11 protein-coding genes are annotated in these 13,973 nt (G+C 62.5%); 6 read left to right on the forward strand and 5 right to left on the reverse strand.

Annotated features, from left to right (window positions below; all coding sequences use genetic code 11):
- Positions 1–410: 410 nt before the first annotated feature.
- The 3 genes from C3418_RS11880 to mscM form a co-directional block, all read right to left on the reverse strand.
- Complete coding sequence (locus C3418_RS11880; protein ID WP_010673807.1) at positions 411–2,288, reverse strand: methyl-accepting chemotaxis protein; 1,878 nt, start codon at positions 2,286–2,288, stop codon at positions 411–413.
- 156 nt (positions 2,289–2,444) lie between these two features.
- The gene (locus tag C3418_RS11885; RefSeq protein WP_010673808.1) at positions 2,445–3,122 is read right to left on the reverse strand and encodes a glycerophosphodiester phosphodiesterase; all 678 of its coding nucleotides are present in this window, start codon (positions 3,120–3,122) and stop codon (positions 2,445–2,447) included.
- A gap of 29 nt (positions 3,123–3,151) precedes the next feature.
- On the reverse strand, positions 3,152–6,427 hold the full coding sequence (mscM, locus tag C3418_RS11890) for a miniconductance mechanosensitive channel MscM (protein ID WP_010673809.1): 3,276 nt from the start codon (positions 6,425–6,427) through the stop codon (positions 3,152–3,154).
- A gap of 153 nt (positions 6,428–6,580) precedes the next feature.
- Here mscM and C3418_RS11895 point away from each other — a divergent pair, with 153 nt between their 5' ends.
- Positions 6,581–7,915 carry an MATE family efflux transporter gene (locus tag C3418_RS11895; RefSeq protein ID WP_010673810.1) on the forward strand — a complete coding sequence of 445 codons (1,335 nt, stop codon included), beginning with the start codon at positions 6,581–6,583 and terminating at the stop codon, positions 7,913–7,915.
- A 79-nt stretch (positions 7,916–7,994) separates the two neighbouring features.
- Here C3418_RS11895 and C3418_RS11900 read toward each other — a convergent pair whose 3' ends face one another.
- Complete coding sequence (locus tag C3418_RS11900; RefSeq protein WP_010673811.1) at positions 7,995–8,822, reverse strand: M23 family metallopeptidase; 828 nt, start codon at positions 8,820–8,822, stop codon at positions 7,995–7,997.
- 137 nt (positions 8,823–8,959) lie between these two features.
- Between C3418_RS11900 and C3418_RS11905 the strand changes: the two genes are divergently transcribed.
- A complete protein-coding gene (locus C3418_RS11905) occupies positions 8,960–9,280 on the forward strand; it encodes a hypothetical protein (RefSeq protein ID WP_010673812.1) in 321 nt (106 codons plus the stop codon).
- Between the two features lie 40 nt (positions 9,281–9,320).
- Positions 9,321–10,103: a BPSS1780 family membrane protein gene (locus C3418_RS11910; RefSeq protein ID WP_010673813.1), complete on the forward strand. Its 783-nt coding sequence runs from the start codon at positions 9,321–9,323 to the stop codon at positions 10,101–10,103.
- A gap of 60 nt (positions 10,104–10,163) precedes the next feature.
- Here C3418_RS11910 and C3418_RS11915 read toward each other — a convergent pair whose 3' ends face one another.
- Positions 10,164–11,078 (reverse strand): LysR family transcriptional regulator, encoded by a 915-nt coding sequence (locus C3418_RS11915; protein ID WP_029314115.1) that lies wholly within the window; start codon positions 11,076–11,078, stop codon positions 10,164–10,166.
- 120 nt (positions 11,079–11,198) lie between these two features.
- On the opposite strand from C3418_RS11915, the gene C3418_RS11920 reads away from it, so the two are divergent.
- The 3 genes from C3418_RS11920 to oxyR all read left to right on the forward strand — a co-directional run bounded on the left by C3418_RS11920 (position 11,199) and on the right by oxyR (position 13,801).
- Complete coding sequence (locus C3418_RS11920; RefSeq protein ID WP_010673815.1) at positions 11,199–12,056, forward strand: Vmh family MBL fold metallo-hydrolase; 858 nt, start codon at positions 11,199–11,201, stop codon at positions 12,054–12,056.
- Positions 12,057–12,130: 74 nt separating this feature from the next.
- Complete coding sequence (locus C3418_RS11925) at positions 12,131–12,775, forward strand: DsbA family protein (protein WP_103858567.1); 645 nt, start codon at positions 12,131–12,133, stop codon at positions 12,773–12,775.
- Between the two features lie 129 nt (positions 12,776–12,904).
- A complete protein-coding gene (gene oxyR, locus C3418_RS11930; RefSeq protein WP_010673817.1) occupies positions 12,905–13,801 on the forward strand; it encodes a DNA-binding transcriptional regulator OxyR in 897 nt (298 codons plus the stop codon).
- Positions 13,802–13,973: the final 172 nt, after the last annotated feature.

The raw sequence follows: 13,973 nt of genomic DNA on the forward strand, positions 1-13,973 counted from the left end.
TTTTTATTACAACCACCCCATTCCTTGGATGAAAATGCCGTCATTATCGCCATCCATCAGTGATCTGGATCAGCCGTACTCGTTACTCTGGTGATTTTAACTCCAAGATTATACGTAGTTTTCTTTCAAAAAAATGAGAAATGCCTCTCTTTTTGGGTATTGCCCATAAAGTTTTTAAGTTTTTTATCAAAACAGTTTAATGATAACTATTATCACGATGACATATCGAGGTTAGGCATCAAAAAAGTAATGCGAATATAGCCATGACAGACTGGGCCCGTCTCCCACACATGGGCAAAAGGAGATGTCGATCACAGGGTTGAGGGTCTCGAAAGGGGATTATAACCGTTGAAACAAAAAGGGTTTATAAAAAAAAGGGGCCTGAACGGCCCCTTTCTTCCCATGGTCGATCAGATGCGGAACATGCCGACCTGATTATTCAATTCACCTGAAATATTTTTAAGCTGGGCCGACAGATTGCGGGAGCTGTCCGCATCCACTGCCAGCTCGTCCGAGACATCCTTGACCGCCTGAATGTTGCGGCTCACCTCGTCGGTGACGGCACGCTGTTCCTCTGCGGCGCTGGAGATCTGGGTCGCCATGTCGGAGATCTGGTTGATGGAGGTGGTGATCTGCTCCAGCGCCTGGGTCGCATCGTTGGCATCTTCCACGCTGTTCTGGGCCAGCAGCTGACCCTCGTGCATGGTACTGACGGCGCCCTGGGTGTTGCGCTGCAGGGTCTCGATCATGCTGCGGATCTCGACGGTGGAGCTGTGGGTGCGCTGGGAAAGCACCCGCACCTCGTCGGCCACCACGGCAAAGCCGCGTCCCTGCTCGCCAGCCCGGGCGGCCTCGATGGCGGCGTTGAGCGCCAGCAGGTTGGTCTGCTCGGCGATGCCCTGGATGGTGGAGAGGATGGTGTTGATCTCCTGGGCGTTCTTCTCCAGTTCCTGAATGATGCCGGAGGCCTGCTTGACCTGGGTGGCGAGATCCGTGATGGAGCGCTGGTTGCGGGCAATCACCTGCTTGCCGTGCTCGCAACTGCTGGAGGAGCTGCGGGCCGCTTCCGCGGTCTGCTCGGCGTTGCTGGCCACTTCGACGGCGGTGGCGGACATCTCGTGCACTGCGGTCGCAATCTGGGAGATCTCGTTTTGCTGGCGGGCCAGCCCCTGGTTGGATTTCTCCGCCATGTCGTGGGAAGACCTGGCCTGCTGGTTGAGCTGGGTGGAGGAGTTGGAGATGTCCTGCACCATAACGTGGATGCGCTCGATGAAGGTGTTGACGTGCTTGGCGACGGTACCGACCTCGTCTTCACGCTCGATCTTGATGCGACGGGTGAGATCGCCGTTGCCGCGGGAGAGATCGGCAATGGCCTCGCCCAGGGTTTTCAGCGGCGCCAGGGAGCCGTTGATGGCGACATAGGAGAAGCCCGCCACGATGAGGATGGTCAGCAATCCCTGGATGAGGGCGGAGGTGACCATGCGGGAGACGGACTGGTAGGCGACCGCTTCGTCCACCACGATGCCGAAATACCAGTTGGTGTTGGGGATCTCGGTGAGGTCGAACACGCTCGCCTTGCCGCTGATATCCATCTCGGAGATGGTGTTGTCATGGGCCAGCTCGTTGACCTTGGCTGCCGTCAGTTCCGGGGAGATGGCGGTGGCGGGTTTGAGGGTCAGATCCTTGTCCGGATGGGCGATGATGGTGCCGTTGCTGTCCACCAGAATGGCATAGGTGCCTTCCGAGTTCATGGCAAGCACGTCTTTCACCAGACCGTCGATGGAGACGTCACCGGCGATGACGCCGTCGGTGTTGCCGCGACTGAAGGGCTCGGCGATGGTGATGATGAGCTGGCCGGTGGTGATGTCGGCATAGGGGGCCGTGATGGCGAGCTTGCCGGCGGCCATGGCGTCCTTGTACCAGGGGCGCTGGCGCGGATCATAGCCGGCCGGCAGATCGGTCGGCTTGCTCTGGATCATCCGGCCATCCTTGGTGCCCACGTAGACGAGATCGAAGTTGCCCGCATTCATGGACTGGGCCAGGTGGCTGAGGGGCTCGTCTTCCTTGGCGAAGGCTTCCTTGGTGGCGGTGACGAGATTGATGCGGGCGTCGAGCCAGCGGGAGATCCCCTTGACGTTGGCGACCGAGCTGTCGTCGATGAAGCTCCAGATCAGCCGCTGGGTTTCACTGCGCAACTGGGAGGTGTTGTACCAGACCTGCAGGCCGGTGATGACCAGAATGATGGCCCCGATGGAGAGGACCAGCTTGTTCTTGATGGATAGGTTCATGTTTACATCCTTGTGAGCGTCAGTCAGAGATCCATGGTGTTTGTTATTGTTATGAGCCAACTCTGTATCGGCTGGCTATGGACTTTATGTATCCCGGTGCACCGCATTTTTTCAATTCTTTTCACCTCCTTGTGGCCTGCCAGGCCGCGCCGATACTCAGCTGAATCGATCTGGCCGGTTGGTGAAGATGCCATCGACACCCATGCTGGCGAGGGCGCTCCCATCACTCACTTCGTCGACTGTATAGACCAGGATCTTGAGCCCCCGGCGATGGGCATCCGCCACCAGGGTCTCGTCGACGAAATCCACGTCGCAGTTCAGTGACCAGGCCCCCAGCGTTTCGGCGAAGGCGGCGCCGTCGAGGGGCAGGCTGGCCATGAGGGCGCCGATCCTGATTTCCGGTCGCAGTCCCTTGAAGCGTAACAGCTCGGGATGATGAAAGGAGGAAACGATCCAGTGCGCCTGGGTAAAGCCAAGCTCGGCCTCGGCCCGCCTGGTCAGGGCGGCCACCGGCTCGGCGGTGTGGGCGCCCTTGAGCTCGATGTGCAGTTCGCAGCGCCCCGCCACCAGTGCCATCACTTGCCACAGGGTCGGGATCCGCTCCCCGTCCCCCGCATCCAGGCTCGCCAGGTACTCCCGGGATTGCCCGGTCAGCACACCCTGGCCGTTGGTACAGCGCTCGAGCCGCCGGTCGTGGAAGACCCAGAGCTCTCCGTCGGCCCACTGCACGTCCAGCTCGATGGCTTTGGCACCCAGATCCAGCGCCAGGCTCATCGCCTTGAGGGTATTCTCCGGGGCCAGGTCGCTGGCACCGCGATGGGCAATGATCTGCATGATGGCTCCTGTTGTCGTCTTTGGGGGCTTCATCCCCGGCTCATCCGGATGTCGATCTGCTGATGTGGCAGATGCATGCCGACCTGGCCGAGTTTCTCCAGGATCAGGGAATGTACCTCATGTGTAATGGGCATCCGGTGATCCATGTTGTTGACGTAGAGCCGGATCTCGTAGATGAGGGCCGAGTCGGTGAACTCGATGAGGAACACCTCCGGGGCGGGCGTATCCAGCACCAGGGTGGATTCGCGCACGCTCTGCTCCAGCAGTTGCTGTACCTGCTTGGGATTCTGGGTCAGGCCGATGCGAATGCGCAAGCGGACCCGGGTGATGGCATCGGACAGGGACCAGTTGATGAACTGCTCGGTGATGAAGGCCTTGTTGGGGACGATGATCTCCTTCCTGTCCCAGTCCACTATGGTGGTGGCGCGGGTCTTGATCTTGGTGACGGTGCCGGTGAGATCACGGATGGTGACGGTGTCACCCAGGCGGATCGGTTTTTCGAACAGGATGATGAGGCCGGAGACGAAGTTGGCGAAGATCTCCTGCAAGCCGAAGCCCAGCCCCACAGAGAGTGCCGCCACCAGCCACTGGGTCTTGGACCAGTCGATGCCGAGCATGGAGAAGCCGGTGAGAGCGCCAATCAGCAGTACCAGGTACTTGCTCACCGTGGTGAGGGCGAAGCCGGTGCCTGGGGAGAGGCTCAGGTGCTGGAGCAGGGTGAGCTCCATCAACCCTGGCAGGTTGCGGGCGGTGACCACCGTCAGGATGAAGGCGAAGACGGTTAGCATCAGATCCTGCAGGGTGATGGCGGAGAGCTGCTCGATGCCGGCCACCTTGCTGCTCACCTGCCACACCTCGATGCTGCTGAGGAAGCTGAATGCCGAGTTGAGATCCGACCATTGCACCACCACCAGCATGGTGAAGCCCAGCATCAGCAGGGTGCGCACCAGGCCGAGGGACTGGGCGCTGATGGTATCCAGATCCAGCTCGGGCTCCTCCACCACATCGGGGATCTCGGAGCTGAGATCGTCCTCTTCCCGCTCCCGCTGCGCCAGGATCTCGGCCCGCTTCTGCTTGGCGCGATCGAAGGCGAGTCGGCGGCGCTGGATCAGCATCCAGCGGTGGGCCAGATAGTAGACGAGCAGGCAGCCGAGCCCCGCCAGCAGGCTCAGCTCCAGCTGGCGCAGCAGGGTGCGGGAGGTGTAGAAGTAGCCGAACAGGGCGCCCAGCACCGCCAGCAGCGGGGCCAGCATCAGGCTGTTCCAGATGAAGTGGTGCAGCAGATGGGGCTTGGTCATGTCTGCCTGACCCCAGGTGAGGGGCAGTTTTTCCCGGTTGAGGCGGGCAAAGAAGAGCAGCAGCCAGAGGGCCCCGATGATGAAGGCGAGGCGTCCCAGGGAGTCGTAGAAGGCGTGCTCCTGATAGCTGCTCGCCATGCCCTGCACGAAGAAGCTCGGGATCAGCACCAGCAGCAGGGTACGAAACTGTCCCCACACTCGCTGCACCCGCTCCTTCTGCCAGCGGAAGTGGAGGATGAGGATCCCCTTCTCCAGGGTGAGGTGGCGCGCCACCAGCAGGGCCAGCAGCAGGAACCAGATTTCACCCAGGCCCCGGGCCACCGCCACCGCGAAGGGATATTGCCAGGCGCCGTCCAGCAGGCCGTGCACCATGAGCACCATGGCGGGCAGCGGCAGGGCGGCGAGCACGGAGCGCACCAGCAACCGGCTGGTGAGGCTGAACTTGTCCTGGGTTACCTTGCCGATGCGCGGGGCAATGTAGTGGCTGTATTGAAGGAGGTGGCGGGCCAGTTTCAACCAGCACCAGGCCAGCCCCAGCAGCCCGAGGCCAGCCAGGGTCAGGCTCAGGGGGTTGTTCTCGGCGATGGCCCTGGGCAGTTGCAGCCAGTTGGCCGGGTTGAAGGCAAGGCCGAGGGCGGCCGGGACGCCGAGCAGCACCGCCGGGCTCAGGGGGCGCACGTCCGGCATCCAGAACAGATGGCTGGCGCTGAGTTCGCGGATCTCGTCGATCTTGCTGTTCTGGCGGCTGTAGAGCAGCTTGAGGCGGGTCTGCTCCTGAATGAGGGTGTCGGAGGCATCGTTGAGCCGGGTCAGCAGTTGTCGCCTCGCCTTGAGCAGGTTATCCAGCACGGCGCGCTGGGCCCTGTCCAGGGTGATGTCGTCTCCACTGAGCAGGCTGTTGCGCAGTTGCACCGGATCCTTCAGGGCATCCTGCTCGGTCTCGTACTGGTATTTGGCCATGCGCGCCTTGACGATGGCGGACTCCAGCCGCTCCAGCGGGAAGTAGGCGGGCAGATCGGCCAGCTTGCTGCGCAGGTTCTCGCCGTAGGCGTTGCTTATCTGCAACCACTCCAGCTGTTCGCGCACCGAATTGACCAGCTCGTTGAGCCCGGAGAGGGAGGTGTCCACCCCCCGTTGCTCGTCCTGCACCCGTTCAATCTGGTCCTCGAGAGCCCCCAGTTGGAGGGAGAGGGCCTGGTTTTGCTGCTGTTGCTCCTGCAAGAGGGGGAGGTCAGAGGTGAGCTGGCGGCGCAGGCGTTCGCTCTCGGCCAGGGCCTGCTCGGTCTTGTCCCGGCGCAGCTGGTTCTGCTGGGCAAGCAGACTGGTCTGCCACTCATCCTCGTCGGTGATGGCGAGGTTGAGCTCCTGCAGCTTGAGCTTGCCCAGATCGTTGCGCTGCTGGGCGGAGAGCTGCTCCAGCTCCAGCATCTGGATCCGGTCGGAGAGGCTCTGCTCTTTGAGTCGGGTGGCCAGTTGCTGGGCCTCCTGCAACCTGTCCGACTCGTTGCTGAAGCTCAGGCGATCGAGCAGGGAGCGGGTCTGGAGCAACTGCTTGCGCAACTCGTCGACCCGCAGGTGATATTCCTGGCCCGTGCTCTCAAGCTGGTTGAGGCTGTCGGTCACCGCCTGACGCTCCTTGCGCAGGTTGAGCTGGCGGTTGCTGCTCAGGCTGATGGCCTGGCGAAGGGCATCCTCCTTGAGGGAGGAGAGGGACGGGCGGGACTGGGGCTGATAGTTGTGCAGCCCCTCCTTGAGACGGGCGGACTCCTTGGGGTAGTCGATGAGGATCTGCTGGTAGGCCTTGCCCTGTTCCCGGTAGCGCTGGGCATCCCGGGCATATTGCAGCGCCTGCTGGTAGCTCTCCCGCAGTTGCTGGTTTTCCGGGGTATCCGTCTTGGGGACGCTTTGCAGCAGCTCCTCTACCTGAGTGATGGCATCATCGGCCTGGACAGCGGAGAAGGGGAACAGGCTGAGACAGAGCATCAGACAGAGCAAGCGTTGCAACATGGCGCACGTTTCCGTTCAGGAGAAGTCGCCCTAGCCTAAAGCAGGGGCCGGGGCGGGTAAAGCCCTCAAGATGAATGATCCACGGCACAAATAACGGGTGATCCGGGTCTTGTTTGGCTATTATTCTGGCCGTTCCCCTTCATTGAGCAATTTATGTCCTCCGTCGATCTGGGCACGGCCCCCCTTTCCCGCCTCTTCTTGCGTTACGTCACCCCCACGGTGGCCGCCATGCTGGTCACCGGCATCTATGTCACCATTGACGGCATCTTCGTCGGCCATATCCTGGGCCAGGACGGGCTGGCCGGCATGATGCTGGCGTACCCCATCTGCGCCGTGCTCTACGCGGTGGGTGCCCTGATCGGCATGGGATCCTCGTCGCTGGCCTCCTTCTATCTGGGCAAGGGGGAGCAGGCTAGGGCGCGCCACATCGTCGGCAATGCCCTGGTGATGGTGCTCATCGCCTCCGCGCTGCTCGCCTTCATTGGCATTCGTTACGGCAAGGCCATGCTTGTCTGGATGGGGGCGCAGGGGGTCATCTTCGACGCAGGCTTCGCCTATCTGCAGTGGTACGCCTGGCTCGGGGTGTTCGCGGTGCTCTCCATGGCCTTTACCGCCCTGCTGCGCAACGACGGGCGACCCGGCCTCACCACCTGGATCCTGGTGGGGGGCGGCGTGCTCAACGTGCTGCTCGACTACCTGCTGATGGCGGTGATCCCCTGGGGGCTGGCGGGGGCCGCCATCGCGACCATGCTCTCCCAGGCGGTCACCGGGGGCCTGTGCCTGTGGCACTTCTTCACCCCCCGCAGCCAGTTGCGCATTCGCTGGGATACCCTGGTGCCCGACTGGCGGCTGATGGGGGAGACATTGCGACTCGGGGTGTCGAGTTTTCTGATGTACCTCTACCTCTCGGTGGTGCTGGCGCTGCACAACAAGGCGCTGCTCTCGGTGGGCACTTCGCTGCACGTGGCCGCCTATGGGGTCATCAGCTACAGCGAGGCCTTCTTCTATCTCATCTTCGAGGGGATCGCCATGGGCATCCAGCCTATCGCCAGCTTCAATGCCGGGGCGGGCAACTGGTCGCGAGTACTGCGGGTACGCAACCTGGCATTGGGAGTGACCATGGCGGTGGCACTGTGCGGGATGATCCCGCTGTATCTGTGGCCGGAGGCAGTGGTTTATCTGTTTGCGGGGGACAATGCTGCCCTGTTGCCGGTAGCCAGCCTCGGTATCTGGCTCTACTTCTGGGGGCTGCCCATGGAAGGCTTGCTGCTGGTGGGGGCCACCTATTTCCAGGCCATCAACCGGGCCCGCATCGCTTCCCTGCTCACCGGCGGCAAGTTGGTGCTGATCGGCGGTTTCCTGTGGGGCTTCTCCTCCCTGTGGGGAGTGGCCGGTGTCTGGCTGGCGCTGCCTACTTGCAGCACTCTGCTGGTCCTGGTGATGTGGCGGGTGATGAACAGGGAGGGGCGCCAGCACAGCGCTGCCTGAGATGTGGTCATGCGTCCATGAAAAAGGCAGCCTCGGCTGCCTTTTTCATTCCCTGCCTGTGGGCGGCAGGTCGCCGGCCTCAGGGCTTGAAGGCGCCGATAAAGATGGCGGGGTCGACGCGGGCGTCGTTGAGGCTGACGTTCCAGTGCATGTGGGGACCGGTGGCGCGGCCGGTGGCGCCGACCCGGCCGACGATGCCGCCGCGGGGCAGGCTCTGGCCCAGTTTCACGTCCACCTTCGACATGTGACAGAACATGCTGATGAGGCCCTGGCCGTGGTCGACGAACACCGTATTGCCGTTGAAGAAGTAGTTGCCGATGAGGATGACCTTGCCAGCGGCTGGTGCCTTGATGGGAGTGCCGGCTCCGACCGCGAAGTCGAGTCCGGAGTGGGGGTTGCGCTCCTCGCCGTTGAAGAAGCGGCGCAGCCCGAAGGGACTGGAGAGCGGGCCCTGGACCGGCTTGTCAAACAGCAGGTTGCTCGGCTGAGCCGGGCTGAAGGTCTGGTAGGCGCGGGTCTGTTCGGCAAGCTCCCGGTTGATGCGGGTCATGTCTTCGGCCAGCGGATTGACCTGGCGGCTGTTCTTGAGCTTGATGTGCTGCTCACGGTAGTGCTTGGTGCCGACTTTGAAACTCAAGGTGCGGCCATCGCTGGTGGTCACCTGATGGGGGCCGGGCGCGCTCTTGAGCGGGATGCCGACGATGGCGATCCACGTCTTCCCGTCTTCCTGTACCACCAGCACAGGCTTGTCCTGATAGCGCACTGCGGGCGCCTTGGCCCCGCTTCCCAGTGGTACCACGGCCACGCCCCCCGGCACCGGGTGGTTGAGCAAGCGGCTGATAAACCCCGGTTCGGCGTGAAGCGCAGGGCTGCCGAGCAGCAGGAGAAGAAAGAAGAGGCGGCGCATGATGGCTCCATCGGATCAGGGGGAAAGCAAGAGGGGGGAGATGATGCCACATTCTGGCGGTGCTGTCCGTCAACCGTGGCCGATAAACTCGTCGGCTGCGGCCCAGAAAGACGCAACGGACACGCCATTGCAGCGAGGTGAATGCTCTGGTTGCGGGTGCCCGCCTTCCCTTCGACCTTGCCAGCCTGATCAGGGGGCCGCTGCGCTACAGCTTCTCGGGGGTGCTCGCGAGCGACAACCGCTTCATTACCACCAGCCTGGCCGGTGTCGGGGTGGGCATGGTCGAGCAGGGGGCCCTGACCCCTATTCCATTCGATACCGCCATCGCGGTACCCTACTCGGCGGCGACCCAGGCCACCGACTACAAGGTGAGGCTCTACCCGACCCGGCTGCCGGGCCAGGTAGTACGCACCGGCCCCTACACCGGCACCATCATGGTCACGGTGAGCGTGCCCTGAGGAGACGCCGCTTCGCCCCTATTTTTCGACGAGGTCAATGATGAACAGTGACAGGGCCCTGCGCCACGAACCCAAACGCCATGGCATAGGACAGGGCTGGATCTGGATCCGCACCGGATTCGACATCTTCAACAAGGGGATGGGTGCCAGCGTGGCCATGATAGTGCTCTGGTTTGTGGTGGGCATCGTGCTGGATCAACTGCCGGCGGGGGGCTTGATCTCCCAGTTGCTCTACATGGTGTGGGGGGCTGGCTGGGTGGCGGTGGCGCGGCGAGGTCACCAAGGCGAGGCGCTGCAATTTGGCGACTTCTTTGCCGGTTTCCGCCATCGGTTGACCCCCTTGATGCTGGGGGGCCTGATGGTGCTCGGCCTCATCATGGGGATCCTGATGATCTGCGTGTTCCTGCTGCACCAGTGGGGACTCACCGGCCTGTTGTCCGCGGATCCGGGCTCCCTGGCGCTGACCCCGGAGCAGGCACGGGGCTTCCTCGTGTGCGCCCTGGTGGGACTGGCACTGTTCGTTCCCGTGCTGATGGCCATCACCTTCGCCCCCGCCCTTATCCTCTTCCATCAGGTCGGGGTCTGGCAGGCTGCCCGGCTCAGCTTCAAGGGATGTCTGCGCAACATGTGGCCCTTCCTCTGGTGGGGGCTGCTCGGGGCCGTGCTGATCTTCTTTGGCGCACTCCTGATGCTGGTGGGCCTGCTGGTGGTGCTGCCTGCCATCAACTACTCCATCTATGCCGCCTATCACGACATCTATCTGGAGGATCAGGAGGCCGAGGAGGGAGAGACCCCGGTCAAGGCATTCGGTTTCGAAGCCTGACCGGCACAGGATGGAGCAAAGAGGGGCCGCGAGGCCCCTTTTTTGTGCGGCTCGCAGGGATCAGAGAGAGGGAGGGGCTTCCTGCCACAGGGGATCGTCCGCCATCCGCTCCACGAGAAAGTCGAGGAAGCTGCGCAGCAGGGGGGACATCTGTTTGCGGGTGCCATAAACGGCATAGACGCCGAGGCGCTTGGGCTGCCACGGGGTGAGCAGGGGGACCAGGGCGCCGCTTGCCAGATGGGGGTGAACCGAGTAGGCGGGTTGCAGACTGATCCCCGCCCCGTCCAGGGTGGCGGCCAGCAGCAGGTTGGAGATGTTGGCGCTGAGGTTGCCGCTCACCGGGACGGATTCGGGACCATCGGGCCCCAGAAACTCCCACAGGCTCTTGCCGAAATAGGTGTAGGTGAGGCAGTTGTGCAGTGCCAGATCCTGCACCTGCTGCGGCGGAGCATGGCGGGCCAGGTAGGCGGGGCTGGCGCATACCACCGAGTGGCAGGTGCCGAGCCTGCGGGCCACCAGGTTGGGATCGAGGTCATTGGTGATGCGCAGGGCGAGATCGATTCGCTCCTCCACCAGATTGACCGTCCGGTCCAGCAGCAGGATGTCGATCGCCGTGCCGGGGTAACGGGCCAGGTAGTCGTTCGCCGCCCCGACCAGCAGGGCTTCGGAGAGAGAGTAGCTGCAGGTGATGCGCAGTTGCCCCTTGGGGGCCTCGTCATGGCGGATGGCCAGGTGTTCCATCTCTTCCCCCAGGGCCAGCATGGCTCTGGCCCGGTTCAGCGCCTCTTCTCCCGGCCCGGTCAGGCTCAGCCGGCGGGTGGTGCGGTGCAGCAATCTGGCCCCCATCCAGCGTTCCAGCTCGGCCAGGTAGCGCGACACCATGGCGCGGGACATCTCCAGTTTCTCCCCGGCGCCGCTCAGGCTGCCCTGTTCCACTACGCAGACAAAGACCCGCAATGCGGTCAGCCTATCCATCTTGTGCCCCTATATGCTCGATTTGTGCAACAGTGATGCGCCCATTATGCGGTATTTGTATCGATGGTGATGCAATAAACTGCGCTCATTCCATTAATCCACACCGATGAGCGTTATCTGATGAACAACACACTGCGTACCCTGACCCTGACCAGCCTCCTGATGACGGGTTCCGCCCTGGCGGCCCCCCTGACCGTGACCGTCTACAACCCCGGCGAGAAGGCCATCTTCCCCGTCTCCTCCTCACTGGTAACCGGTGACAAAGAGGCCATCCTGATCGATGCCCAGTTCGATGTGCAACATGGTCAGGCGCTGGTGGACATGATCAAGAAGAGCGGCAAGAAGCTGACCACTGTCTATATCAGTGCCGGTGACCCCGACTTCTACTTCGGTCTGGAACCCGTCATGGCGGCGTTCCCGGATGTCAAGGTGCTGGCCGACCAGCATGTGGTCGACCATATCAAGCAGACCAAGGATGCCAAGCTGAGCTACTGGGGCCCGATCCTGGGCAAGGATGCACCCAAGAGCCTTACCGTGCCGCAAGTGATGACGGCCAGCCACCTGACGCTGGATGGCGAGAAGATTGAAATCAAAGAGATGAACACCCCGAATGCCTACCTCTGGGCCCCTTCCATCAAGACGGCCTTTGGTGGTGTGCCGGTCTACAGCGGCGTGCACGTCTGGATGGCGGACAGCCAGTCCAAGGCCGCTCGCAGCCACTGGGTCAAGGCGCTGAACAATCTGCTGGCGCTGAAACCTGAGCGCGTGGTGCCGGGTCACTTCCTGGGGACTGCGCCCAAGGGTACCGAAGCCGTGACCTTCACCCGTGACTACGTGCAGCGCTTTGAGCAAGAGCTGGCCAAGACCAAGCACTCCGGCCAGCTGATTGAAGCGCTGAAGAAGGCTTACCCCTCCCTGCCGGTCGATGATGGCCTGGCCATCGGTGCCAAGGTCAATACCGGCGAGATGAAGTGGTAACTCCCTGACGCCTACATCCCTGTGTTTTTTTCCGGGCCCGAGGGCCCGGTTTTTTATCCAGCATTGAAGCGAGAATGATGATGAACGAAGCGCAAACAACCCTCCATTATGTCTATGACCCCCTCTGTGGCTGGTGCTATGGCGCCGCCCCCCTGCTGAAAGCCGCTGCCGAGATCCCGGGCCTTCGCATCGAACTGCATGGGGGGGGCCTCTGGATGGGCGCCAGGCGCCAGGCCATGGGACAGCCCCTGCGGGACTATGTGCGCCCCCATGACGAGCGCATCCATGCCCTCACCGGACAGCGCTTTGGTGAGCGCTACTTCAACGAGCTTCTGCTCAACGAGTCACTGCTCCTCGACTCCGAGCCGCCCATACGCGCCGTTCTGGCGGTGAGCGAGCTTGGCGGCGACGGCCTTGCCTTGTTGCACCGCATCCAGGAAACCCACTACCGGGATGGGGAATGGGTCGGTTCCCCGACACGGCTGGCGGCGCTCGCGCGGGAGCAGGGGCTGACACCGGAGGCATTCGCACTGGCCTTTGGTCGGGTCGATCTTGTGGGCCATCTGGCCACAAGCCAGGCGTGGCTGCGCCGGCTCGGCGGGCAGGGGTTTCCGACCCTGGTATTGATGCAAGGGGAGCGCGTCGCTGCGCTGCCTGTCTCCTCCTATCTGGGAGAGCCATCGGCGTTCGCGGATCACATCGCTTCCCTGATGGGGTGAGTTTCTCGCCCATCGCCTGTGGCTTGTCAAAGGAGAGGGAGAGGGCAGACCCGTCTGCGCGCCTCCCTTGTCCCCCGCACCGTTCTTGTGCATGCTATCGGCCTCATTGAACGGCAGGATGCAGTACCTATGAACCTTCGCGATCTCGAATATCTGGTAGCGCTGGAAGAGGAGAAACACTTTCGCAAGGCAGCGGAGCGCTGCTTTGTCAGCCAGCCGACCCTGAGTGGGCAGCTGCGCAAGCTGGAAGATGAACTGGGGGTGATCCTCATCGAGCGCACCTCCCGCAAGGTGCTGTTCACGCCCGCCGGCGATGCCATGGCCCGTCAGGCGCGCAAGGTGCTCAAAGAGGCGCGAGAGCTCAAGAGCATAGGCCAGCACTTCGCCGAGCCCATGTCCGGCGAGATCCACATCGGTTTCATTCCCACCGTGGGCCCCTACCTGCTGCCCCACATCATCCAGGATCTGCGTGAACACTTCCCCAAGCTGGAGTTCTACCTCTACGAAGATCAGACCCAGGTGCTGCTCAAGCGGCTGGAGGAGGGGGAGCTGGATTGCCTCGTGCTGGCGGAGCTGGAAGGGATGGAGGGGTTTGGCGCCATCCCCCTCTATCAGGAGCCCATGTGGCTGGCCGTCCCCCAGCATCACCCGGAGGCGAGCGCCAAGGCGGTGCCCCTGCACAATCTCAAGGGCAAGAAATTGCTGATGCTGGCCGACGGTCACTGCCTGCGGGATCAGGCGATGGGTTTCTGTTTTGCCGCGGGCATCGGTGAGGATCAGCGCTTCAAGGGCACCAGTCTGGAGACCCTGCGCAACATGGTCGCCGCCGGCAGCGGCATGACGCTGGTGCCCAGGCTCGCCGTGCCCGCCAACCCGGAGGAGGGGGGCGTCAGCTATCGCCCGGTGATCAACCCCGTGCCGGGGCGCACCATCTCCCTGCTCTATCGTCACTACTCGGTGCGCCGTCCCTGCTTCAATGAGCTGGCGGCCCGCATCTCGAGTCTGATGAAAGCCCTGCTGGGCTGACGCAGCCCGCTCGTCATCCCGAAACAAAAACCGGCGCCTGGGCGCTAATGCCGATCAGTTAAGGATCCATTGACCGATCCTCAGGCTGTGTAAGAATCCGAAACTCCTTGTTGGGTTTCGGATTTTTTTATGCGTATCGACCAAGCTCTCGACTTCATTCACGCCTGTCCTC

Origin of the sequence: Aeromonas sp. ASNIH8, assembly GCF_002919855.1 — a bacterium.
In the GTDB taxonomy this organism is placed as follows: domain Bacteria; phylum Pseudomonadota; class Gammaproteobacteria; order Enterobacterales; family Aeromonadaceae; genus Aeromonas; species Aeromonas caviae.